This window comes from Angustibacter aerolatus, assembly GCF_054776675.1.
The window spans coordinates 1-22,665 of sequence record NZ_BAAHBM010000053.1 but is presented as its reverse complement, the minus strand read 5'-3'; the positions used below and the strand labels follow the sequence as shown (position 1 = coordinate 22,665).

24 protein-coding genes and 2 pseudogenes are annotated in these 22,665 nt (G+C 75.5%); 14 read left to right on the top strand and 12 right to left on the bottom strand.

The genetic code is table 11. The annotated features are described in order from the left end of the window. A pseudogene (locus ACYVI6_RS12675) lies at nt 1-211 on the bottom strand (hypothetical protein); the annotation flags it as partial. A gap of 109 nt (nt 212-320) precedes the next feature. Here ACYVI6_RS12675 and ACYVI6_RS12670 point away from each other — a divergent pair. The 4 genes from ACYVI6_RS12670 (at nt 321) to ACYVI6_RS12655 (ending at nt 3,781) form a co-directional block, all read left to right on the top strand. Then, on the top strand, nt 321-980 hold the full coding sequence (locus ACYVI6_RS12670) for a response regulator transcription factor (protein WP_460446718.1): 660 nt from the start codon (nt 321-323) through the stop codon (nt 978-980). Next, a complete protein-coding gene (locus tag ACYVI6_RS12665; protein ID WP_460446717.1) occupies nt 977-2,158 on the top strand; it encodes a sensor histidine kinase in 1,182 nt (393 codons plus the stop codon). Before ACYVI6_RS12670 ends, ACYVI6_RS12665 begins: the two co-directional genes overlap by 4 nt. 25 nt (nt 2,159-2,183) lie before the next feature. Further along, entirely contained in the window at nt 2,184-2,966 is a 783-nt protein-coding gene (locus ACYVI6_RS12660) for a sulfite exporter TauE/SafE family protein (protein WP_460446716.1), read from the top strand. A gap of 71 nt (nt 2,967-3,037) precedes the next feature. Continuing rightward, complete coding sequence (locus ACYVI6_RS12655; RefSeq protein WP_460446719.1) at nt 3,038-3,781, top strand: TrmH family RNA methyltransferase; 744 nt, start codon at nt 3,038-3,040, stop codon at nt 3,779-3,781. Between the two features lies 1 nt (nt 3,782). Here ACYVI6_RS12655 and ACYVI6_RS12650 read toward each other — a convergent pair whose 3' ends face one another. Continuing rightward, nucleotides 3,783-4,343, bottom strand: coding sequence for a YbaK/EbsC family protein (locus ACYVI6_RS12650; RefSeq protein ID WP_460446715.1), 561 nt, complete (start codon nt 4,341-4,343; stop codon nt 3,783-3,785). Nucleotides 4,344-4,507: 164 nt separating this feature from the next. On the opposite strand from ACYVI6_RS12650, the gene ACYVI6_RS12645 reads away from it, so the two are divergent. From ACYVI6_RS12645 to ACYVI6_RS12630, 4 genes are read left to right on the top strand one after another with little or no spacing between them, the layout of a single operon-like run. Next, nucleotides 4,508-6,793, top strand: a complete 2,286-nt coding sequence (locus tag ACYVI6_RS12645; protein ID WP_460446714.1) for a HelD family protein — start codon at nt 4,508-4,510, stop codon at nt 6,791-6,793. 4 nt (nt 6,794-6,797) lie between these two features. Then, nucleotides 6,798-8,210 carry a sigma 54-interacting transcriptional regulator gene (locus ACYVI6_RS12640; protein ID WP_460446713.1) on the top strand — a complete coding sequence of 471 codons (1,413 nt, stop codon included), beginning with the start codon at nt 6,798-6,800 and terminating at the stop codon, nt 8,208-8,210. 4 nt (nt 8,211-8,214) lie between these two features. Beyond that, a complete protein-coding gene (locus tag ACYVI6_RS12635) occupies nt 8,215-10,227 on the top strand; it encodes a vWA domain-containing protein (RefSeq protein WP_460446712.1) in 2,013 nt (670 codons plus the stop codon). After that, entirely contained in the window at nt 10,224-11,726 is a 1,503-nt protein-coding gene (locus ACYVI6_RS12630) for a peptidase M16 family protein (RefSeq protein ID WP_460446711.1), read from the top strand. Before ACYVI6_RS12635 ends, ACYVI6_RS12630 begins: the two co-directional genes overlap by 4 nt. Nucleotides 11,727-11,729: 3 nt before the next feature. Here ACYVI6_RS12630 and ACYVI6_RS12625 read toward each other — a convergent pair whose 3' ends face one another. Genes ACYVI6_RS12625 through ACYVI6_RS12615 form a run of 3 tightly spaced genes read right to left on the bottom strand, consistent with a single transcriptional unit; the run spans nt 11,730 to nt 13,506 of the window. Then, on the bottom strand, nt 11,730-12,572 hold the full coding sequence (locus ACYVI6_RS12625; protein WP_460446710.1) for an NAD-dependent protein deacetylase: 843 nt from the start codon (nt 12,570-12,572) through the stop codon (nt 11,730-11,732). 25 nt (nt 12,573-12,597) lie between these two features. Continuing rightward, complete coding sequence (locus ACYVI6_RS12620) at nt 12,598-13,041, bottom strand: VOC family protein (protein WP_460446709.1); 444 nt, start codon at nt 13,039-13,041, stop codon at nt 12,598-12,600. Between the two features lie 54 nt (nt 13,042-13,095). Then, nucleotides 13,096-13,506 (bottom strand): VOC family protein, encoded by a 411-nt coding sequence (locus ACYVI6_RS12615; protein ID WP_460446708.1) that lies wholly within the window; start codon nt 13,504-13,506, stop codon nt 13,096-13,098. A gap of 87 nt (nt 13,507-13,593) precedes the next feature. Between ACYVI6_RS12615 and ACYVI6_RS12610 the strand changes: the two genes are divergently transcribed. Then, nucleotides 13,594-14,235, top strand: a complete 642-nt coding sequence (locus ACYVI6_RS12610; protein ID WP_460446707.1) for an NADPH-dependent F420 reductase — start codon at nt 13,594-13,596, stop codon at nt 14,233-14,235. A gap of 33 nt (nt 14,236-14,268) precedes the next feature. Here ACYVI6_RS12610 and ACYVI6_RS12605 read toward each other — a convergent pair whose 3' ends face one another. Beyond that, entirely contained in the window at nt 14,269-15,837 is a 1,569-nt protein-coding gene (locus ACYVI6_RS12605; RefSeq protein WP_460446706.1) for an alkaline phosphatase D family protein, read from the bottom strand. An 87-nt stretch (nt 15,838-15,924) separates the two neighbouring features. Here ACYVI6_RS12605 and ACYVI6_RS12600 point away from each other — a divergent pair, with 87 nt between their 5' ends. Continuing rightward, nucleotides 15,925-16,497 carry an AAA family ATPase gene (locus tag ACYVI6_RS12600; RefSeq protein ID WP_460446705.1) on the top strand — a complete coding sequence of 191 codons (573 nt, stop codon included), beginning with the start codon at nt 15,925-15,927 and terminating at the stop codon, nt 16,495-16,497. Here the strand turns inward: ACYVI6_RS12600 and ACYVI6_RS12595 are convergent. Beyond that, complete coding sequence (locus ACYVI6_RS12595) at nt 16,494-17,936, bottom strand: MFS transporter (RefSeq protein ID WP_460446704.1); 1,443 nt, start codon at nt 17,934-17,936, stop codon at nt 16,494-16,496. The genes ACYVI6_RS12600 and ACYVI6_RS12595 overlap by 4 nt on opposite strands. A gap of 64 nt (nt 17,937-18,000) precedes the next feature. Between ACYVI6_RS12595 and ACYVI6_RS12590 the strand changes: the two genes are divergently transcribed. Beyond that, complete coding sequence (locus ACYVI6_RS12590; RefSeq protein ID WP_460446703.1) at nt 18,001-18,174, top strand: hypothetical protein; 174 nt, start codon at nt 18,001-18,003, stop codon at nt 18,172-18,174. Here the strand turns inward: ACYVI6_RS12590 and ACYVI6_RS12585 are convergent. Both ACYVI6_RS12585 and ACYVI6_RS12580 read right to left on the bottom strand, forming a co-directional pair. Further along, nucleotides 18,171-18,770: a GNAT family N-acetyltransferase gene (locus ACYVI6_RS12585; RefSeq protein ID WP_460446702.1), complete on the bottom strand. Its 600-nt coding sequence runs from the start codon at nt 18,768-18,770 to the stop codon at nt 18,171-18,173. The genes ACYVI6_RS12590 and ACYVI6_RS12585 overlap by 4 nt on opposite strands. Continuing rightward, nucleotides 18,767-19,213, bottom strand: coding sequence for a DUF1810 domain-containing protein (locus ACYVI6_RS12580; RefSeq protein WP_460446701.1), 447 nt, complete (start codon nt 19,211-19,213; stop codon nt 18,767-18,769). Before ACYVI6_RS12580 ends, ACYVI6_RS12585 begins: the two co-directional genes overlap by 4 nt. Nucleotides 19,214-19,271: 58 nt before the next feature. Between ACYVI6_RS12580 and ACYVI6_RS12575 the strand changes: the two genes are divergently transcribed. Next, nucleotides 19,272-20,069, top strand: a complete 798-nt coding sequence (locus ACYVI6_RS12575; RefSeq protein WP_460446700.1) for a pentapeptide repeat-containing protein — start codon at nt 19,272-19,274, stop codon at nt 20,067-20,069. On the opposite strand, the gene ACYVI6_RS12570 is transcribed toward ACYVI6_RS12575, so the two are convergent. Continuing rightward, entirely contained in the window at nt 20,056-20,574 is a 519-nt protein-coding gene (locus tag ACYVI6_RS12570; protein ID WP_460446699.1) for a DinB family protein, read from the bottom strand. The two genes, ACYVI6_RS12575 and ACYVI6_RS12570, sit on opposite strands and share 14 nt — an antisense overlap. A gap of 58 nt (nt 20,575-20,632) precedes the next feature. Between ACYVI6_RS12570 and ACYVI6_RS12565 the strand changes: the two genes are divergently transcribed. Then, entirely contained in the window at nt 20,633-20,899 is a 267-nt protein-coding gene (locus ACYVI6_RS12565; RefSeq protein ID WP_284286973.1) for a hypothetical protein, read from the top strand. A gap of 88 nt (nt 20,900-20,987) precedes the next feature. Beyond that, a complete protein-coding gene (locus ACYVI6_RS12560; protein WP_460446698.1) occupies nt 20,988-21,737 on the top strand; it encodes an alpha/beta fold hydrolase in 750 nt (249 codons plus the stop codon). On the opposite strand, the gene ACYVI6_RS12555 is transcribed toward ACYVI6_RS12560, so the two are convergent. Further along, nucleotides 21,734-22,474 carry an SDR family oxidoreductase gene (locus ACYVI6_RS12555; RefSeq protein WP_460446697.1) on the bottom strand — a complete coding sequence of 247 codons (741 nt, stop codon included), beginning with the start codon at nt 22,472-22,474 and terminating at the stop codon, nt 21,734-21,736. The two genes, ACYVI6_RS12560 and ACYVI6_RS12555, sit on opposite strands and share 4 nt — an antisense overlap. Further along, nucleotides 22,464-22,665: pseudogene (locus ACYVI6_RS12550) on the bottom strand (helicase-associated domain-containing protein); the annotation flags it as partial. The pseudogene ACYVI6_RS12550 and the gene ACYVI6_RS12555, both read right to left, overlap by 11 nt.

The window sequence follows — 22,665 nt, the reverse complement described above, 5'->3', positions numbered from 1 at the left end:
GCAGCGACCCGGACGACGCGGGCGGGGTCGGAGGCGACGCCATCCCCCGACGGGGCCGGCCCAGCCGGGCGGAGGTGTCGGCCACCAGCGCGTCGAGGCGCGGGTCGAGGGCGCCGGGCCGGGGGTTGAGGGCGCCGGGGCGAGTGCCGGGGGCGCCGGGGCGAGTGCCGGGGGCGTCGGGGCGGCGGGCGGGTGCGGTGCGTGCGGTCACGTCGAGGAGCGTCGCGAAGCGTCCGTGCGGTGGGCGTGTGCGTCGTCCTCACGCCGTCTTTATCCGCGGTGCGCGAGACTGCCGAGGTGCGCGTGCTGGAGGGGGACCGGTGAGGGTGCTGGTGGCCGACGACGAGGTGCTGCTGGCCGAGACCGTGGCGCGGGGCCTGCGCCGGTTCGCGATGGCGGTCGACGTGGTGCACGACGGCGCCGCCGCGCTGGAGCGGATCGGGGTCAACCGCTACGACGTCGCGGTGCTCGACCGCGACATGCCCGGTGCGACCGGTGACGAGGTCTGCGCGCAGCTGCTGCGCGACGGCGCCGGCACGCGGGTGCTGCTGCTGACCGCGGCGGCCGGCATCCGCGACCGCGTCGAGGGGCTCGGCCTGGGCGCCGACGACTACCTGACGAAGCCGTTCGCCTTCGCCGAGCTGGCTGCCCGGGTGCAGGCGCTCGGTCGTCGCTCGGCGCCGGCCGTCGCACCGCTGCTGGAGGTCGACGGGCTCACCATGGACGTGCCGCGCCACGTGGTGCACCGCGACGGCGAGCTGCTGTCGCTGTCGCCCAAGGAGTTCGCGGTGCTGCACGTGCTGATGCGGGCCGAGGGTCGCGTGGTGAGCGCCGAGGACCTGCTGGAGCAGGCGTGGGACGAGCACGCCGACCCGTTCACCAACACCGTGCGGGTCACCGTGATGACGTTGCGCCGCAAGCTCGGTGAGCCGCAGCTGCTGCACACGGTGCCCCGCGTCGGCTACCGGCTGGGCGCATGAGCCCGTCGTCCGCCGTGCCCGCCCGCGACGGCGAGCCGGGCACCGGGCCGGGGCGACGGCGGCCGCGGCTGCTGGTCTGGCCGTCGCCGCGCCTGGCTCGCGGCCGCGTGCTGCTGCTGGTGCTCGCTGCGGCGTGGGTGGGGGTCTGGACGCCGTCGGTCGCCTCGACCGTGTCGTCGTGGGCCCGCCGCTCGGCCACCCTGTGCACGAGCGGGCCGTCGGTGCTGGACGGCGCGTGCGACCTCGCGCTGCGCCACCGCCTGGTGCAGGACCTCGTGCTGGCGTCGCCGGTCGTCGTGGTCGTGCTCGTCGGCCTGCTGCTGGCGTCGATCGCGGCGCGGTGGGCGCTGGCTCCGGTGCGGGCGGTCGCCGGGCCGCTCGAGGGCATCGGGCCGCAGCAGCTCGGCTACCGGGTGGGCGGCGCGCTGCGGCACGACCCGGACCTCGCGGTGACCGGCGCGGCCGTCGACGCGATGATGGACCGGGTCGCCGCCGGCTACGAGGGCCAGCGCCGGTTCGCGGCCAACGCCTCCCACGAGCTGCGGACGCCGTTGTCGGTGCAGCGCACGCTCATCGAGGTGGGCCTCGGCGACGACCTGACGCCCGACCAGCTGGGCCTGCTCGCCCGGCAGCTGCTGGCGACGAACGAGCGCAACGAGCGGCTGGTCGAGGGCCTGCTGGTGCTCGCCGAGAGCGACCAGGGCCTGGTGTCGCGGGTGCCGCAGCAGCTCGACGAGATCGCCGCCGACGTCGTCGCCCTGCACGGTCAGGCCGCCGCCGACGCCGGGGTGCGGCTCGAGACCGACCTCGCACCCGTGACGGTGGTCGGCGAGCGGGTGCTGCTCGAGCGGCTGGTGACCAACCTCGTGCAGAACGGCGTGCGCTACAACCGCCGCGACGGCGTGGTGCGCGTCGTCGTCCGGCCGGCGGCGGGCGGCGCGCTGCTGGAGGTCGTGAACACCGGCGACCCCGTGCCGCCAGGTGCGGTCGCCGGCCTGTTCGAGCCGTTCAAGCGGCTGCGCGGCGAGCGCATCGACCACACCGGCGGCTCGGGGCTCGGCCTGACGATCGTGCGCTCGATCGTCGCCGCCCACGACGGCACGGTGAAGGCGCACGCGCGCGAGGCGGGTGAGGGCGGGCTGCGGGTCGAGGTCGAGCTGCCCGCCGACGGGCGCTGACCGCCGTGCGTGAGAGGGTCACCCGGTGCCCTGGTACGAGCTGCTCGCCGTCGCGCTGGCGGGGGCGACGGCGGGGGCGATGAACTCGCTCGTGGGGTCCGGCACGCTGGTCACGTTCCCGGTGCTGCTCGCCCTCGGGGTGCCGCCGGTGACGGCGAACGTGTCGAACAACATCGGGCTGGTGCCCGGCTCGGCGGCCGGGGCGTGGGGGTTCCGGCACGAGCTGCAGGGGCAGGGGCGCCGCATCCGCCTGCTGGCCCCGATGTCGCTGCTCGGGTCGGCGGCCGGCGCGCTGCTGCTGCTGCGACTGCCGGCGGCGGCCTTCCGCGCGGTCGTGCCGGTGCTGCTGCTGGTCTCGCTGGTGCTGGTCGTGCTGCAACCGCGCATCCAGCGCGCGGTGGCCGAGCGGCGGGAGCGGCGCGGGGTGGGCGTGCACGACAGCAGCGCGAGCCGGACGGCGCTGAGCATGACGGGCACCTTCCTGGCCGGTGCCTACGGCGGGTACTTCGGTGCCGCTCAGGGGGTGCTGCTCATCGGCCTGCTCGGGTCGCTGCTGCCCGAGCCGCTGAAGCGGGTGAACGCCCTGAAGAACGTGCTGAGCCTGGTGGTGAACTCGGTGGCGGCCGTGGTCTTCATGTCGGTCGCCCTCGACCGGATCGACTGGCTGGTGGTGCTGCTCATCGCGGTCGGCTCCACGCTGGGTGGCCTGCTGGGCGCGCGGTTCGGACGACGGTTGTCGCCGAAGGTGCTGCGCGGCTTCATCGTCGTGGTCGGCGTCGCGGCGATCGTCCGGGTGGTGACGCAGTGACCGGCTGGCAGGTCGAGCGCGTCGACGACCCCGACGACCCGCGGGTGCGCGAGTACCTGCACCTCACCGACATGGCGCTGCGCACCCGTCGCGAGCCCGCCGAGGGCCTCTACCTCGCGGAGAGCGCCAAGGTCATCCGCCGCGCGCTCGAGGCCGGGCACCGGCCGCGCAGCTACCTGATGGCGCCGCGATGGGTCGACGAGCTGACCGACCTGGTGCAGGACGCCGAGGCGCGCGGGGTGCCGGTCTACGTCGGTGAGCCGGACGTGCTGCAGGCGCTGACCGGGTTCCACCTGCACCGGGGGGCGATCGCGTCGATGCACCGCCCGGCGCCGCGCGATCCGGTCGACCTGGTGGCCGGCGCCCGTCGGGTCGCGGTGCTGGAGGACGTCGTCGACCACACGAACGTCGGTGCGGTGTTCCGCTCGGCGGCCGCGCTCGGCGTCGACGCCGTGCTGGTCACGCCGCGCTGCGCCGACCCGCTCTACCGGCGCAGCGTGCGGGTCTCGATGGGCACCGTGTTCCAGGTGCCGTGGTCGCGCATCGAGTGGCCGGAGGGTGTGCAGACGTTGCAGCGCAACGGGTTCAGCGTCGCGGCCCTCGCCCTGCGCGACGACGCCGTCTCGCTCGACGACCTCGCCGCCGACCCGCCCGAGCGCCTGGCGCTGGTCCTGGGCACCGAGGGCGACGGGCTGGCCGACGCCACGGTGCAGGCCGCCGACCTCGCCGTCCGCATCCCGATGTCGGGCGGCGTCGACTCGCTCAACGTCGCCGCGGCGTCCGCCGTCGCGTTCTGGTCGCTGCGGGCGCGGTAGCTCAGGCCTCGCCGAGGACCCGCCCGAGGCCCTCGACGATCTCGGCGCCGGGCAGCTCGCCGAGCGCCGAGCCGGGCACCACGATCTTGCTGCGCCGGACGCCGGACCCGACCACGACCAGGTCGGACGCGACGACGGCGGCGTCGACCAGCAGCCGCCAGCCGGCGGGCAGGCCGATGGGGGTGATGCCGCCGTACTCCATGCCGGTCAGGTCGACCGCGCGGTCCATCGCCAGGAACGAGGCCTTGCGCACGTCCAGGGTGCGCTTCACGGTCGAGTTCACGTCGGCGCGGGTGGTGGCCAGCACGACGCAGGCGGCGATCCGCTCCTCGCCGGACCGGCTGCCGCCGACGACGACGCAGTTGGCCGAGAAGTCGAGCGGCACCTCGTAGGCGTCGGTCATCGCGGCGGTGTCGGCGAGGTCGGGGTCGATCTCGACGACGCCGGCCTCGTCCGCCCTGGCCCAGCCGGTCTCGCCGCGGACGGCGGCCAGCACGGGCGGCGCGAGCAGGTCGGGCAGGTCGCGCGCGGGCACGTGGACGTCGAGGCTGCCGAGGTGCATGGCGCGACGCTACCCGCGGCCGATCGGGTGCGACCGCGCCGGTGCCTGCGGGCGCGCTCGACACGGGGCATAGGATCGACGTCCGCGTCGCCCGGGTCGGGGGCGGGGACCCGCCGCGCTCCGTCGCGGCGCATGGCGACCGGACGTCGGCTGGAGGACACGCGGTGAGCGAGACGAGCCCGCAGCTCGCGCAGGAGCAGGCGCACGTCGACCAGACGTACGCCCGGCTCGACGAGATCGTCGCGTCGGCCGAGCAGCGGCTGCACCAGGTGCGCCGCGAGGGCTCGCAGGGCACGCACCAGGCGCGGTCCGAGCGCGACTCGTTCGCCCAGCAGCTCGAGCTGCGGGTGGCCCAGCTGCGCGCCGTCCAGGACCGCCTGGTGTTCGGCCGGCTCGACCTCAGCACCGGCGAGCAGCACCACATCGGCCGCATCGGGCTCAGCGACCAGCGGCAGGACAAGCTGCTCGTCGACTGGCGGGCACCCGTCGCGGCGCCGTTCTACCAGGCCACCCCGGCGCACCCGGGCGACGTCGTCCGGCGCCGGCACCTGACCACCGTCGACCGCACGGTCGTGGGCATGGACGACGAGGTGCTCGACCTCGAGGCCATCGACGACGTCGAGCGCTCGTCGCTGCAGGGCGAGGGCGCGCTGATGGCCGCCGTGCGGGCGCCGCGCACCGGCCGCATGGGCGACATCGTCGCGACGATCCAGAGCGAGCAGGACCGGATCGTGCGCGACGAGCTGGCCGGCGTGCTGGTCGTGCAGGGCGGCCCGGGCACCGGCAAGACCGCCGTCGCGCTGCACCGCGCGGCCTACCTGCTCTTCACCCACCGGCAGCGGCTCGAGCGCAACGGCGTGCTCGTCGTCGGCCCCGGCCCGCTGTTCCTGCGCTACATCGAGCAGGTGCTGCCCTCGCTCGGCGAGAGCGGCGTCGTCATGGCCACGCCCGGCACGCTCTACCCGGGCGTCGAGGCCAGCCGCGACGACGAGCCGCGCCTGGCGACGCTCAAGGGCGACCTGCGGATGGCGCGGGTGCTGCGGCAGGCCGTCACCGACCGGCAGAAGCTGCCCGACGGCGACCTCACCTTCAGGGTCGGCTCGCACACCGTGACGCTGACCCGCGAGGCCGTCGCCGCCTCGCGCTCGCGAGCACGCAGCACCGGGCAGCCGCACAACGCGGCCCGCGTGACGTTCGTGAAGGACGTGCTCCGGCACCTCGCGCAGCAGCTCGCGCAGCAGATGCGGCACGAGCTCGACGACGACCTGCGCGCCGAGCTCGATGCCGACCTGCGCAGCACCCGGGACGTGCGCGTGCAGCTCAACCTGCTGTGGATGCCGCTGACGCCGCAGCGGTTCCTGGCCGACCTCTACGCGACCCCCGTGCGGCTCGAGTCGGCGACCCGGCACCTGCAGCCGCACGAGCGCGGGCTGCTGGCCCGCGACCGCGACCAGCCGTGGACGCTGTCGGACGTGCCGCTGCTCGACGAGGTGGCCGAGCTGGTGGGCGACGACGGCGAGGCGGCCCGTGCGCACGAGGCCGCCCGCGCCGCCGAGCGCGCGGCCGAGCTGGAGTACGCGCAGAGCGTGCTGAACATGACCGGGCTGCAGAACGCCGACCTGCCGAGCATCTCGGCGGCGATGCTGGCGGAGCAGTTCGGCTCGTCGTCCGCCGCGCTGGGCGTGGCCGAGCGGGCCGAGAACGACCGCACGTGGGCGTTCGGGCACCTGGTGGTCGACGAGGCGCAGGAGCTGTCGCCGATGATGTGGCGGCTGCTCGCCCGGCGCGCCCCCGCCCGCTCGTGGACCGTCGTCGGCGACCTCGCCCAGCGCGGGTCGGCGGCCGGTGCGGCGTCGTGGGGCGAGGCGCTCGAGCAGCAGGCGGCCGGCCGGTGGCGCGAGCGGCGGCTGACGGTCAGCTACCGCACGCCGGCGCGGGTCATGGCGGTGGCCGACGGCGTGGCCCGGGCCAACGGGCTGCCGGTGACGCCGGTCGAGTCGGTGCGCGACGGCGACCACGCACCCGGCGTCCGGCGTCGCGAGCGCGGGGCCGTGCGCGCCGCCGTCGACGCCGTCCGCGCCCTGCTCGCCGCCGACGGCGACGGCACCCTCGCGGTGGTCGCGCCGGCGAGCGAGGTCGCCGCGCTGCGGCCGGCCCTCGACGCGGCCCTGCCCGGGCAGGTCGGCGACGCCCGGGTCAGCGCGCTGCGCGCCCGGGTCAGCCTGCTGGAGCCGGAGCAGGTGAAGGGCCTCGAGTTCGACGACGTGGTGGTGGTCGAGCCGGCCGCGGTGGTGGCGGCGTCCGGCCGGGGGCTGAGCGACCTGTACGTCGCGCTCTCGCGGCCCACCCGGCGGCTGCTCGTGGTGCACGCCGAGCCGCTGCCGGCCGGCATGGAGTCGTTGCAGCCCGACCCGCGGCCGGGTCAGGGCGCCACGGCGGGCGTACCGTGACGGAGTGAGCCCTGACCCCTCGCTGAACCCCCCTGCAGACCTCCCCACCACGCTCGGCGCCCTGCGCGCCGGCGGCCACGTGCAGCGCAGCGTGAAGGCCGAGCTGCGCGCCAACCTGCTGGCCCGCATGCAGGACGGCACCACCCGGTTCCCCGGCATCGTCGGCTTCGACGACACCGTGCTGCCCGAGCTCGAGCGCGCGCTGCTGGCCGGCCACGACCTGGTGCTGCTCGGTGAGCGCGGCCAGGGCAAGACGCGCCTGATCCGCTCGCTGGTCGGCCTGCTCGACGAGTGGACGCCGGTCATCGAGGGGTCCGAGCTGGGGGAGCACCCGTACGAACCGGTGCTGCCGGCGTCGATCCGGCGCGCGGCGGAGCTCGGCGACGACCTGCCGGTGGCGTGGCGGCACCGCAGCCTGCGGTACGCCGAGAAGCTGGCGACGCCCGACACCAGCGTCGGCGACCTGATCGGCGACGTCGACCCGGTGCGCGTCGCGCAGGGCCGCACGCTCGGCGACCCCGACACGATCCACTACGGCCTGGTGCCGCGCACGCACCGCGGCATCTTCGCGATCAACGAGCTGCCCGACCTCCCCGAGCGCATCCAGGTGTCGCTGCTCAACGTGCTCGAGGAGCGCGACGTGCAGGTGCGCGGCTACCAGATCCGGCTGCCGCTCGACCTGCTGCTCGTCGCCAGCGCGAACCCCGAGGACTACACCAACCGCGGCCGGATCATCACGCCGCTGAAGGACCGCTTCGGCGCGGAGGTGCGCACGCACTACCCGCTCGAGCTCGACGACGAGATCGCGCTGGTGGCGCAGGAGGCCGAGCTGGTCGCCGACGTGCCCGACCACGTGCTCGAGGTCGTCGCGCGGTTCACCCGCGCGGTGCGCGAGTCGCCGTCGGTCGACGCCAGGTCGGGCGTCTCGGCGCGGTTCGCCGTCGCGGCCGCCGAGACCGTGGCGGGGGCGGCCCTGCGCCGGGCCGCGCTGCGCGGTGAGCCCGCCGTGGCCCGGGTCGGCGACACCGAGTCGGTGGTCGGCACGCTGCGCGGCAAGGTCGAGTTCGAGAGCGGCGAGGAGGGGCGCGAGGTCGAGGTGCTGGCGCACCTGCTGCGCACCGCCGTCGCCGAGACGTTCCGCGCGCGGCTCGGCGGGGTCGACGTCAGCGGCTTCGTCGCCGCGGTGCAGGAGGGCTCCGGCGTCGAGACCGGCGAGCTCGTCACGGCCGAGGAGGTGCTGCAGCAGGTCGGCACGGTCGCCGGGCTGGCGAAGGTGCTCGACCGGCTCGGCGCGGGCGAGGCGCCGTCACCCGGCGAGGCCGCAGCCGGCATCGAGCTGGTGCTCGAGGGGCTGCACCTGACCCGGCGGCTGGCGAAGGACGTCACCGACGACGGCCGCACCGTCTACGGGGGCTGAACCGTTGTCGGGCAACGGCTCCAGGGGCCGCCGGGCGCGGTACGGCGTGTGGCAGGGCGGCGCCGACCCGCTGGCCCCGCCGTACGACGTCCGTGCGGCGGTCGACCGGCTCGGCGAGGAGGTGCTCGCCGGCGGCAGCCTGCCCGACGCGCTGCGCGACCTGCTGCGCCGCCGCGGCACCGACGCGAACGGCGAGCGCGGTCAGGGCCTCGACGACCTGTTCGAGCGGGCCCGGCGGATGCGGCGCGACGCGCTGCGGCGCGGCCGGCTCGACGGCACCGTCACCCGGGCGCAGGCGCTGCTCGACCGGGCGGTGGCCGCCGAGCGCGAGGCGCTGGCCGGGCGCGACGACGACGACGCCCGGTTCGCCGAGGCGCAGCTCGACACGCTGCCGCGCTCGACCGCCCGCGCCGTCGAGGAGCTCGCCGACTACGAGTGGACCAGCGACGAGGCGCGCGCCGACTACCAGCGCATCCTCGACGAGCTGCGCGACGAGGTGCTGCAGCAGCGGTTCCAGGGCATGAAGGACGCGTTGAACGGCGCCGACCCGGGCAAGAACCCCGAGGCCGCGCAGCGGATGGGCGAGATGCTGCAGGACCTCAACGACCTGCTCGGCAAGCACGCCCGCGGCGAGGACACCGACGACGCGTTCGCCGAGTTCATGGACCGGCACGGCGACTTCTTCCCCGACGCCCCGCAGGACGTCGACGAGCTGATCGACCAGCTGGCCCGGCAGGCCGCGTCGGCCGAGCGGCTGATGCGGTCGCTGTCGTCGGCGCAGCGCGACGAGCTCGCGCAGCTGATGCAGCAGGCGCTGGCCGGCACCGGGCTCGCCGAGCAGATGGGCGCGCTCACCGACAACCTGCGCTCGCTGCGCCCCGACCTGCGCTGGGACCGCGGTGAGCGGTCGCAGGGTGACCAGCCGATGGGCTACGGCGAGGCGACCGCCGCCCTCGGCGAGGTGGCCGAGCTCGACGACCTGCTCGAGCAGCTCGGCCAGGAGCACCCGGGCGCGACCCTCGACGACGTCGACGTGGACGCCGTCGAGCGGCAGCTCGGGCGACGGGCGGCCGACGACGTGCGCCGCCTGCGCGACCTCGAGGCCGAGCTGCGCCGGCAGGGCTGGCTGCAGCGCGCGGCCGGTGGCGGCGAGCTGACGCTGAGCCCGAAGGCGTTGCGGCGCCTGGGTTCCACCGCCCTCAAGGTCGTCTTCGGTCAGCTGTCGGGTGGGGCTCGCGGGCAGCACGACACGCGATCGGCCGGTGCCGCCGGCGAGGCGACCGGGGCGTCGCGGGCCTGGGAGTTCGGCGACGAGCAGCCCCTCGACGTCGTGCGCACCGTCAGCAACGCCGTCCAGCGCTCGCACGCCGCCGGTGCCGGCCGGGTCGACCTCGACGTCAGCGACTTCGAGGTCATCGAGACCGAGCGCCGCGCGGGCGCCGCGGTGGCGCTGCTGGTCGACCTGTCGTTCTCCATGGTGTCGGAAGGGCGCTGGGGCCCGATGAAGCAGACGGCGCTGGCGCTGTCGCACCTCGTGGCCACCCAGTTCCCGCAGGACGCGCTGCAGATCATCGGCTTCGGCCGCTACGCGATGCGCCTGACGCAGGGTGAGCTGGCCGCCGTCGAGCCCGACTTCGTGCAGGGCACCAACCTGCAGCACGCGCTGCAGCTGGCGCAGCGGCACCTGCGCCGGCACCCGGACGGCGACCCCGTCGTGCTGGTGGTCACCGACGGCGAGCCGACGGCGCACCTGGCCGACGACGGCGAGGCGGTCTTCGCCTGGCCGCCGCAGCCGGAGACGGTGCGCGCCACCGTGCGCGAGGTCGACGCGCTCACCCGCTTCGGCGCGACCCTCAACCTGTTCATGCTCGGCGAGGACCCGGGGCTGCAGCGCTTCGTCGACGCGGTGGCCCGGCGCAGCGGCGGGCGGGTGCTCACGCCGTCCGCGCAGGACCTGGGCCGGTACGTCGTGCAGGACTACCTGCGCGCCCGTCAGGGGCGCCGGGCCGCGGGGTGACCGAGGGTCGCTGGATCGCAGAACCGTTGCACCGCACCGAGATCGACGGCGTGCCGGTGCTCTGGCGGCAGGGTCCGGGCCCGCTGCAGGCGTCGCTGGTGGTGCGCACCGGGCTGGCCGACGAGACGTTCACGACGAACGGCCTCACGCACCTCGTCGAGCACCTGGTGATGCGCCGGGTGGGACCGCGGCCGATCGAGGTGAACGCGTCCGTCGGGCTGCTGTTCACGGAGTTCACGGCCACCGGCAGCCCGGCCGCGGTCGCGTCCTTCGTGACCGACGTGTGCGGCGTGCTGCGAGACGTCGCCGCGGCCGAGCCCGCCGACCTGGCCGGCGACGTCGCCGCCGAGCTGCGCGTCCTCGACGTCGAGGAGGGCGGCGGCGGGCCGCCCGGTGGGCTGCTCGCCCTGCGCTTCGGGGCGGTCGGGCACGGGCTGGCCGGCTTCCGGCCGGTGGCGCAGCACGTGCTGCGCCCGGTGCAGGTGCGCGAGCAGGTGCGCAGCCGGTTCGTCGCCGGGCAGGCGGTGCTGGTGCTCGACGGGCCGCCACCGAGCGACCTGCGCCTCGGGCTGCCGGAGGGTCCGCCGCTGCCCCTGCCGAGGACGCGTGAGCGGTCGATGGCCGGGCACTGCCTCGACGAGGCCGCGCCGGGGGTCGCCGTGGGTCTGCTGGCCCAGGTGCCGTCCCCGACTGACAGGGAGGCGCTGGCTGCGGCCGTGCGCATCGCCGGGCGTCGCGCCGAGCAGCTCGTGCGGCACGACCTCGGGCTGGCCTACGACGTCGACGGCGACCTGACGCTGCTCGACGCCGGGCGCGCCCAGGCCGCCCTCTGGGCCGACTGCCGCGACCGCGACGCGCCGAGGGTGCTGCGCGAGCTGGTCGGGGTGCTCGAGTCCGTCGGCGACAGCGGCCCGACGGCCGACGAGCTGGCGTTCGACGTCGCGTCGGCCCACGAGGCGCTGCGCGACGCGCGCGGCGTCTTCGCGTCGCTGGAGGGCGCCGCCCGCGACCTGCTCGTCGGCCTGCCGCTGCTCACCGAGGCAGAGCGGCTCGCCGTCGTCGAGGGGTTGTCCGCCGACGACGTCGCCGCGTCGGTGCGGCTGGCGGCGCGCACGGTGCAGGCGCTGGTGCCCGAGGACGTCCGGGTCGACCTGCCCGGGTGGCGCCGCGCACCGGCCAGCACGGTGCAGCCGGTCGAGGGCCGGGTGCTGCGCCGCCGGCTGCTCTCGTGGGCGCCGCGCGGGTCGCGTCTCGTGCACCAGCCCGGCACCGGCGTCTCGTACCTGCACGACGACGAGGTCGGTGGGCACCGGACGGCCCGGTGGCCGGACGTCGTCGGGGTCGGCGTCGACGGCGATGGCGTGCACGTCGTGCAGACCGCAGACGGCGAGGCGATCCCGGTGCGCGTCAAGGACTTCCACGGCGGGCAGCCGGTGCTCGACGACCTGCTGGCGCACGTGCCCGCCGAGCTGGTGTTCGGGGTGCCGGCCGACGAGTGAGGACTAGGTGAGGGCGTCGACCAGCGCGGTGAGCGTCTCGCTGCAGCCGGCGTCCAGCTTGAGCGTGGCCAGCGGGTCGCCGCGCGTGGCGCCGCGGTTCACGATCACCACGGGCGTGCCCTCCTGGCTGGCGCGCCGCACGAACCGCAGCCCCGACTGCACGGTCAACGACGAGCCGGCGACCAGCAGCGCCTCGGCGCCCGCGACCAGCTCGTAGCAGCGCTCGACGCGCGCCCGGGGCACGTTCTCGCCGAAGAACACGACGTCCGGCTTCAGCGGGCCGCCGCCGCACACCAGGCAGTCGGCCAGCCGGAACCCGCTCACGTCGCTCACGACGGCGTCGCCGTCCGGTGCCAGCTCGACGAAGCCGTCGTCGGCGAAACCGGGGTTCAGGGCCTCGAGCCGCTCGTCGAGCAGCGCCCGCCCGCTCACGTCGTCGCAGTGCAGGCAGCGCACCCGGCTGATGCGGCCGTGCAGGTCGACGACGTGCTCGCTGCCGGCCGCCTCGTGCAGCCCGTCGACGTTCTGGGTGATGACCGCCTGCACCGCACCGGCCCGTTCGAGCGCCGCCACGGCGCGGTGGCCGGCGTTCGGGTGGGCGGTGCCCATGGTGCGCCAGCCGACGTGCGAGCGGGCCCAGTAGCGCTGCTGCGCCGCGTGACCCGACACGAACTCCTGGTAGGTCATGGGGGAGCGCGGCGGCGAGTCGGGGCCGCGGTAGTCGGGGATGCCGCTGTCGGTCGACAGCCCGGCGCCAGTGAGCGCGACGACCCGGCGTCCCGCCAGCAGGTCGACCGCCCGCGAGAGGTCCGTCGACGCGACCGGTGCGGAGCCCTTCTGCAGCACCGCACCAGCCTACGTCGACCGGTGGTCAGGCCGTGAGCGCGTTGAGCTCGAGGTTGATGTCGTCCGGGTCCTGCAGCGACAGGACCGCCATGCCCGCGGGGCCGAGGTCGCGCACCTCACCGTGCTCGACGCCGGCGGTGGTGAGCCGCTGCGCGGCCGCGGCCAGCTCCTCGGGGGAATCGACGGTGAGGCTCACGTGGTCGAGGCCCACTCGGGTCGGCTCGAACCGGTCACCGCTCGCGGCACCGGGTCGCAGGCCGAGCAGCTGGTCGCCGACGGCGAAGATGCACCCCGCGAACAGCCGCTCCGGGTCCTGGCGCGCCTCGGGGTCGTCCGCCTGGTCGGTGAAGTCCATCGCCGGCGCGCTGCCGAGCAGCTCGGTGTAGAACGCCTTCGACCGCCGGACGTCGGTCACCGTCAGACGCACGTGGTGGATGCCGGTGGGGGTCGTGGTGCTCGGTTCGCTCATGCCCTCACCATGCGGGGAACGGTTCGACCTCGCACTCTGATCGGGGCGGACGAGTCAGGGGGCGGACGGCTCGGTGCGCTCGGCGCGCTCGGCCACGCTGCGCTCGATGCAGAGCTCGTTGCCCTCGGGGTCGGCCACCGTGACCCAGCCCGAACCGTCCGGGCGCCGGTGGTCCTCGACGACGGAACCGCCGAGCCGCAGCACCTCCTCGAGGGTCTCGTCGCGGGTGCGGTCGAGCGGCTCGAGGTCGAGGTGCACCCGGTTCTTCACCGTCTTGCCCTCGGGCACCGGGAGGAACAGCAGTGCCGGCCCCGCGCCGTCCGCGGGCACCAGCAGGCCCTCGTCGTCGGCGTCCTCGTTGGGGTTCTCCGGGTCCTCGACGTAGTCGGTGAGCGCCGACCAGAAGGCGACGAGCGGGCGCCAGTCGCGGCAGTCGACGGTGATCGTGCGGATGCGTGTGGTCATCGTCGGATCCTCGCGCCTCGCGTGCTCCGGTGGTACCTGTTTGCGACGCGGCGGAACACCCGGTGGCGTCCGCCGGTTGCCGACCGCATGACCACCTACGGACTCATCGGCGCCGGGCACATCGGCAGCACCCTCGCGAAGCTGCTCGTGCAGGCCGGGCACGACGTCGTCATCAGCAACTCCCGCGGGCCCGAGACCCTGAGCGACCTCGTGTCGTCCCTCGGCCCGAAGGCCCGCGCCGCCACCGCGGCCGAGGCCGCCGCCGACGCAGAGGTCGCCGTCGTGACGATCCCGCTCAAGAACATCGCGGAGGTCCCGGCCGAGCCCCTGGTGGGCAAGCTGGTGATCGACACCAACAACTACTACCCCGAGCGCGACGGGCAGATCGCCGAGCTCGACGACGAGACCAGCACCACCGCCGAGCTGCTGCAGCACCACCTGCCGCTGTCGAAGGTCGTGAAGGCCTTCAACCACATCTTCTCCGACGACCTCGCCACGCAGGGTGGGCGTGACGGCAGCCGCCGCGCGCTGGCCGTCGTGGGCGACGACGCCGAGGCCGTGCACCAGGTCGGGCAGCTCGTCGACCAGCTCGGCTTCGAGCCGGTCGAGGTCACGCCGCTGTCGGAGGGCTGGCGCGTGCAGCGCGACACCCCGGCCTACACGGTCGACCTGGACGCCGAGGGCCTGCGGCAGAAGATGTCCGAGGCGAAGCGCTACCGCGACATGTGATCCCAGGCGACCGTCCGGCGGGCGGTCGGCGCGTCACCGACGGTGCGCGCTGATCGTCTGCCGGAACCGGACGCCGCCGTCGACGCCGCGCAGCCGCACCGTCAGGTCGTGGCTGGCGGCGTCGACGTGCACCTCCCCGAAGAACTGGAACCCGCCGGCCGGACCGGTGTTCGCCACCGGCGGCGCCTCGACGTACACCGCCTTCGGGCCGAACGTGCCGTCGAGCGCGTTCGGGCCGAACGCGCCGGCGTTCAGCGGTCCGGAGACGAACTCCCAGAACGGGTCGAAGCGCTGGTAGCTCGCCCGGCTCGGGTCGTAGTGGTGCGCCGCGGTGTAGTGCACGTCGGCGGTGAGCCACACGTGGTTGCGGATCCCGTGGCGCTGCAGGAACGACAGGATGCGCGCCACCTCGCCCTCGCGGCCGAGCGGTGCACCGCCGTCGCCCTGGGCGAGGCCCTCCTGGTTCACCGCGCCGTCCGGCACCACGAGGCCGAGGGGCAGGTCGTTCGCGATGACCTTCCACACCGCCTTCGACCGCTTCAGCTCGCGCTCGAGCCACGCCACCTGCGCGTCGCCCAGCACGCCCTCGCCGGGCATCTCGTCGTCCGGCCCGTTCGGGTTCTTGTGCGTGCGCATGTCGAGCACGAACAGGTCGACGAGCGGGCCGAGGTGCACCACGCGGTAGATGCGCCCGTGCGGGTCTGCGACGCTCGGGCTGGTCGGCACGTACTCGCCCCACGCGCGGCGGGCCCGGCGGGCCAGCACGTCGACGTCGGTCTCCTGGTAGCGGGGGTCGTCGAGGAGCTGGCCGGGGTACCAGTTGTTGCGCACCTCGTGGTCGTCCCACTGGTTGACCTGCGGCGTGCGGGCGAGGAACGCGCGCCAGTTGTCGGCGAGCAGGTTGTAGGCGAACTGCCCGCGGTACTGGTCGAGCGTCTGCGCGACGGCCGACTTCGCCTCGGTCACCACGTTGCGGTAGGTGCCGCCGTCCGGCAGCGCGACCGTGGGCACCAGCGGTCCGTCGCTGTAGACCGTGTCGCCGCTGCAGAGGAAGAAGTCCGGGTCGAGGTCGAGCAGGGCGTTCGCCGCGCGGAACCCGCCGTACTGCTCGTCGATGCCCCAGCCCTGGCCGACGATGTCGCCGCTCCACGCGAAGCGCACGTCGTCGCGCCGGCCGCCGGGCACCCGCAGGCGGCCCACCAGCGGCTCGGACGACGCGCGCCGGTCGTCGAGGTCGACGGCCCGCACCCGGTAGTGCAGCTCGGCGCCCTTCGGCAGGTCGCGCAGCACGACGCGGCCGGTGCCGTCGGAGCGCGGGGTCAGCACCGGGCCGCGCACCTCGCGGACCCCGCGCCGGAACGCCGGGTCGCGGCTGACCTCGACGAGCATCCTCGCCGCGCGGTCCGAGCGCGTCCAGATGGTCGCGTGCTCCGCCGTGACGTCGCCGGACTGCACCGCGCTCAGCACGGGCCGGTTGCGGCGGACGAGGGCAGGGGCGCCGGCCGCCCAGCTCGGAGCGGCCTCCAGACCCGTTGCGGTACCTGCGATCCCGGCCGCGATGCCCGCCTGCAGCAGCCCGCGCCGTCCGATGGTGTGCGACATGCGGCACAGCGTCGTCCGAGATGCGCGCCGGCGGGTGGCGGTGGTGCGGCGGGTGGGTGAACCCTCGCCGTCGGGCAGGATCGGGTCGTGCTGCGCGCCGAGCTGCTGACCCGCCTCGCCACCGGCGTGCCCGTCGCGCCGTCCGCGGTGGTGCTGGCGGTGGACGGCGTGGACGGTGCCGGCAAGACGACCTTCGCCGACGCGCTGGGTGCGGTGCTCGAAGGATCGGGCCGCCCGGTGGCGCGGGTGCGGGCCGACGACCACCTGCACCCGCCCGAGGTGCGGTACGCCCGCGGACGCGACTCGCCCGTCGGCTTCTGGCTCAACTCGTACGACCACGCTGCACTGCTGGCCGCCGTGGACGCGGGGGAGTCGGGGCTCCGGGCCGGCGATGTCGTGGTGGTCGACGGGATCTTCCTGCACCGGCCGGAGCTGCGGCCGCGCTGGGACCGCTCCGTCTGGCTCGACGTGCCGTTCGCCACGACGTACGCCCGGATGGCCCGTCGCGACGGCTGCGACCCCGACCCGCTGCACCCGGCGAACCGGCGGTATCTCGAGGGCCAGCGGATCTACCTGCGCGAGCACCACCCGGAGCGGCTGGCGGACGTCGTGGTCGACAACAGCGACCCCGGCCGGCCGCGGCTGCTGCGCGGCGACTAGCCGGCGGTGGCGGGCCGGTCGTCGTGCAGGTCGCGGCCGCCCACCGTCAGGGCCGACAGCACCCCGGCCACCACGAGCGCCACGGCGCAGCCGATCACCGCCCGGTCGAACCCGGCGTCGAACGCGGTCGGGTCGCCGAAGGCGCTGTCTCCCAGGCCGACCGCGAGCGGCAGCACCGCCACCGACACCAGCCCGGCGGTGCGCGCGACGGCGTTGTTCACGCCGGACGCGACACCCGCGTGCCGTGCCGGGGCCGCCGTCAGCACGGTGGCCGTCAGCGGCGCGACCGTGAGGGTGAGGCCCAGGCCGAACACCACGATCGGGGGCAGCACGTCGAGCACGAACGACGCGCCGGGCCCGACGCGGAGCAGCAGCAGCAGGCCCAGCCCGCTCACCACGGGCCCGACGGTCATGAACGGCCGTGGGCCGAAGCGGGCCGCGAGGCCGCCGGCGCGCGACGAGCCGAAGAGCATCAGCACGGTGACCGGGAGCAGCGCCGCTCCGGAGGCGAGCGGGCTGAACCCCGCCACCAGCTGCAGCTGCAGCACCAGCACGAAGAAGACGCCCGCCAGCGCGCCGTACATCACGAACGTCACCGCGTTCGTGGCGGTGAACCGGCGGGACGAGAAGATGTCGAGCGGCAGCATCGGGTGCCGGCTGCGTCGCTCGTTCACCGCGAACCCGGCTGCCGCGGCCGCGGCCACCACGAGGCACGGCACCCACACGACCGGTCGGTCGCCGGCACCGGCGCCGATCAACCCGTAGGTGAGCGCGCCGAGTGAGAGCGCTCCCAGCACCGCGCCGGCGACGTCGACGCCACGCACCGACTCGGCGTCCCGCGTCTCCGGCACGTGCCGCAGGGTCACCGCGACCACCACCGCCACCAGGGGCACGTTCAGCAGGAAGATCCAGCGCCACGACAGCGCGTCGATCAGCCAGCCGCCCACGAACGGCCCGGCCGCACCGGTCAGCCCGGAGAACCCCGACCACGCGCCGATCGCCCGAGCCCGGTCGTCGCCCTCGAACACCGCGGCGAGGATGGCCAGCGACCCGGGGGTCAGCAGCGCTCCCGCGGCCCCCTGCAGCAGCCGCGCCGCGACCAGCACGCCGATCGACGGCGCGACGGCGCAGAGCACCGAGGTCAGCGCGAACGCGATCGCGCCCCACACGAAGACCCGCCGCCGGCCCATGAGATCGCCCAGCGACCCGCCGAGCAGGATGAACGCCGCGAGCGTGAGCGTGTAGCCGTTGAGCGTCCACTGCAGCCCGGACAGGCCGGCGTCGAGGCCGCGCCCGATGGCCGGCAGCGCGATGTTCACCACCGTCGCGTCGAGCGACGCGACCCCCGAGCCGAGCACGGTGGCCAGCACCACCCAGCGGCCACGTGCCTCGCCGAGCCGGACGACGGAGGGGCCGGCGGGCGCGGGCGACGAGGTCATGGCGCCATCATGCCGCCGCGCCGCCGGGTGGCCGCGCACCCGCACCGGGGGTTCAGTGGTGTCCATGAGCGAGCAGCCGCAGGGCATCGAGCACGCCGTCGACCAGGGTGTGGCGGACGGCGCCGCCGTCGACCCGGACGCCGACACCGACCTGCAGTCGGCCGACGAGCGCGTCGACCCCGACGACCCCGAGGAGGCCATGCGCTCCGCCGCGGAGCGCTCGACCGACCCGAGCTAGTCCGCGAGGTCGAGCCGCATCACGGCGCGGCGGGGCGTGGGACGGCTGATCTCGCGGAACCCGGCGGCCTGGAACGCGCTCGTGGTGCCGACGCCGAGCTCCTGCACGATCACCTGCGTCGTCGTCATCGGGTACGCCTCGATCGCCAGGGCGCCGTGGCGTCGGGCGTGCTCGACGGCGGCCCGCGCCAGCGTCTTGCTCACCCCGCGTCGCCGGTACCCGGCTCGGGTGAACAGGCACGTGACGGCCCAGACCGTGGGGTCCGTCCGGTCCTCGTCACGCCCCGACCAGGCCGCGCGGCTGCTGCGCACCAGACCCGGATAGCCGGCCCGTGGCCCGACGGCGCACCAGCCCACCGGCTCGCCGTCGAGGTGCGCGAGCAGGCCCGGCCCGGGTCCGTCGTCGCCCTCGACCTGTTGCCGCAGCCGATCGGCGCGCTCCTCGGCCGGGAACGACTCGAAGCACTCGCCGCGCTCGAGCCTGAACCGCTGGCACTGGCAGACCGGTGCCGTACCGCGCGTGCCGAACACCGTCTGGAGGTCGTCCCACCCGGCCGCCCCGACCGGCCGCACCGTGACCGCCGCGACGGTCCTCACGACGGACCGCGCAGCAGGTGCAGCGTCGCGTCGTCGCGCCGCCCGTCGAACAGGCGCAGCAGCACGTCGGCGAACACCCCCTCGGTGGGTGCCGCGACCTCGAACAGCGTCATCGACGAGCGCAGCTTGGTGGCGTCGACCGGGCCCAGCACGGCGTCGGGGTCGGCGTCGTCGAGCGCCAGCAGCGTCTCGCAGGTCTCGCGCAGCCGCGGGCCGAGCACCGGGTGCGCCAGGTAGGCCGCCGCCTCGTCGACGTCGTGCACGGCGTAGCGCCGGGCCGTCTCGCTGCGTCCGAGCCCCGCCAGCTGCGGCAGCACGAACCACATCCAGTGCGACTGCTTGCGGCCGGCGCGCAGCTCGGCGAGGGCGCGGGCGTAGGTGCCGTCGTCGTCCTGGGCGTCGACGAAGCGCTGCAGGTCGTGAGGGTCGCTGGTGTCGGTCACCCACCCACCCTCGCACCGACCCGACGTCCGGGTCACGAGCGGCGGCTACCGTCGTGGGGTGCCGGACGTGCGACAGGAGCTGCGAGCGGACTGCGCCAGGTGCGCGGGGCTGTGCTGCGTCGCACCGGCCTTCACGGCGTCGGCGGACTTCGCGATCGACAAGCCGGCCGGGCGGCCCTGCCCGAACCTGCTGGCCGACAGCCGCTGCGGCATCCACGACGTGCTGCCGCAGCGCGGGTTCCGCGGGTGCGTGACCTTCGACTGCCTCGGTGCCGGCCAGGCGACGGTGCAGCGCACCTTCGGGGGGCGCGACTGGCGCGAGTCGCCCGAGCTGGCGCGCAGCGTGTTCGCCGCGTTCGGCGTGCTGCGCGGACTGCACGAGCTGCGCTGGTACCTCGTCGACGCGCTCGCGGCACCGGGTGCGGCAGCGGTGCACGACGACCTCGCTGCCGAGCTGGAGCGGCTGGAGTCGTTGTGCGACAGGCGTCCCGAGGAGCTGACGGCCATCGACTCGGTGGCCGAGCAGCAGCGCGTCGCACCGTTGCTGGCCCGGGCGACGTCGCTGGTGCACGGGAGGCGGCCGGGCCCCGATCTGCGCGGCGCCGACCTCGCCGGGCGCGACCTGCGGCGGACGACGCTGCGGCGGGCCGTGCTGCGGGGCGCGCTGCTGCTCGGGGCCGCCCTGCTCGGCGTCGACCTCGAGGGGGCCGACCTGGTCGGTGCGGACCTGCGCGGCGCGGACCTGCGCGGCGCGGACCTGCGGCACGCGCTCTTCCTGAACCCGATGCAGCTGGCGGCCGCGCGCACCGACGCCACCACGCGGCCGCCGGGCTGGGCCGACGTCAGCGGCCGGTGACGCCGTCGATCGCCTCGCGCAGCAGGTCGGCGTGGCCGTTGTGCCGCGCGTACTCGCCCACCAGGTGCACGTGCACCATGCGCAGCGACATCACCTCGCCGTCGCGGTCGACCACCTCGTGCTCCCAGTCGAGGCCGGCGACCGCGGCCTGGCCGGCCGCCCACTCCGCCTGCAGCGCGGCGACCGCCGCCTCGGCGTCCGCCGGGTCGACGGCGTCGAAGTCGTGGTCGCGCCCCAGCGCGGGGTCGAAGACGGGCGGCACGTCCTCGTGCGCGGCCCGCAGCCGCAGCCAGATGCGCTCGACCTTGGTGAGATGGCGCACCAGCCCGAGCAGCGACAGGTTCGACGACGGGATCGGTCGTGCCGCGAGCTGCTCGGCGGTCAGGCCGGCGCACACGTTCAGCAGCACCGACCGCTGCCAGCGCAGGTACGCCTCCAGCATCGGGCGGTCGGGTCCGGTGAGCGGCCCGTCGACGGGCTCGGGAGGGGGCGCTGTCCAGGTCACCGGTGGATCCTGTCACCACGACCTGCGCGGGTCGGGGCGGCGGGTACGGTTGCCCACCATGGTGACCGTCTTGTTCGCGATGATCTCGGTGCTCGCCGTGATCTGCTTCCTCGGCGGCATCTACGCCCTCGTGAAGGGTGCCACCGACGGTCCGCGGCCGAGCGCCGTGCCGACGCACGACCGGCCGGGCATCACCACCACCGCCGTGACCACCGACCAGAGCCGGCAGCCGGCCAGGGTCACCGAGGTGCGCTACGCCTTCGTCGCCGGCATCGTGCTGCTCTTCCTCGACCTGCTGCTCGTCTGGACGACGGGCAACCACTAGCGCGGTCGGTCGCCCGGCACCCGTTGCGGCGCAACGGAGGTCGACGAACCGGCCACGCCGGGCCGGAGGGACCGCTTAGGCTGGTGCGGTGACCCAGGCCCCGTCGACCCGTCTGCGGGTCGTGGCGGCCGGGCACGGACCGGTGCGCGTGGTGGTGCTGCCGGGGCTCGGGCTGCCGCGCTACCTGCACCCGGCGGTGCGGGCGCTCGGGGCCGCGGGCCGCGCCACCCAGCTGCTCGACCTGCCGGGGTTCGGGTCCCGCCGAGCCAGGGGCAGCGCGCCCGACGTCCTCGCGGTGGCCGCCGCAGCGGCCACCTTCCTGCGCGAGACGGCGGACGGCCGACCCGTGGTGCTCGTCGGCCACTCGACCGGTGCGGCGTCCGCGCTGCACACCGCGCTGGCCGTGCAGCACGCCGACGTCGGGCTGCGATCGCTGGTGCTCGCCGCGCCGACGCAGGCGCCGCTGCGGCACGCGCCGCTGCTCGTCGCCCTGGGGCCGCTGGCCTTCCGCCGCGACCTGCCGTCGCTGGTGCAGGTGGTGCCGGACGTGCTGCGGGCCCGGCTCGACGTGCTGCGGCTGCTGCAGACCGCGGTGCGCGACGCGGGGGAGCAGTACGTGGGCGAGCTGGAGGTGCCGCTCGTGCTCACCGCCGGACGCAGCGACACCTACTCGCCCGAGGCGTGGCTGCGCGTGCTCGCCGCCGCCGCGACCGCCGCGCCGTCCGTGCGCGTGCTCATGACGCCGGGTTCGCACAACCCGATGGTCGGGCACCCGGAGCGGCTGGTGACCGCCGTCGAGGCGGCGCTCGAGCCGGTGCCGGTGACCGCGCCGCGCTAGGCGTCCTCGGCCATGCTCCACATCGACCACAGCGCCGTGCGCATCCGGCGCGGCTGCCGCAGCACGGTGACCACGGCCGAGCCGACGTCCAGCGGCGACAGGTAGGTGTCCTTCAGCGGGTCGCCCGCGGTGCGCCCCAGGCCGTCGGCGAAGCCGGTGTTCACCGCAGCCGGCGCGATCGTGCTGACGCGCACCCCGCGCGGGCGCAGCTCGCGGTCGAGCGAGACGGCCAGCCCGACCTGGCCGAACTTCGTCGACGCGTAGACCGACTCGTTCCCGCCGGCCGTGCCGAGCCCCGCCACGGACGCCACGACGACGACGTCCCCACCGCCCCCGCGCTGGTCGAAGTGCGCGACCGCGGCCCGCACCGCCCAGACGGTGCCGAGCAGGTTGGTCTCGACGATCGCCGTCAGACGCTCGTCCGGGTGGTCGAGGATGCCGCCGAAGGCGCCGATGCCGGCGTTGCAGACGACGGAGTCGAGCCGCCCGAAGCGCTCGACCGCAGCGGCGACGACGTCGCGCGCGTCGTCGGCGGACCGGACGTCGACCCGGTGGGTCAGCACCCGGTCGGCCGGCCACCCGGCGACCGACGCGTCGGCGCGGTCGCGGTCGAGGTCGGCGACCACCACGTTCGCGCCGGCCTCCAGCAGCAGCGTCGTGGTGGCCGCGCCGATGCCGGCACCGGCGCCCGTCACCAGCACCACGGTGCCCGTCAGGTCTCGCGTCTCAGCCGGCACGGTCGGTCTCCTCGTCGTCGGGGCGGGCCTGCACGCGGAGCGCGAGCAGCGTCGTGGTCCACCGCGCCCGTCGTCGGGCGAGCAGGTCGGCGGCCGCCGGCTCCGGGTCGGCGACGGGGTGCGAGGGCACGCGGGCGGCGGCCAGCAGCACGGCCTCGTCGCGCAGGTCGGCCTCCCGGGCCGCCAGCAGG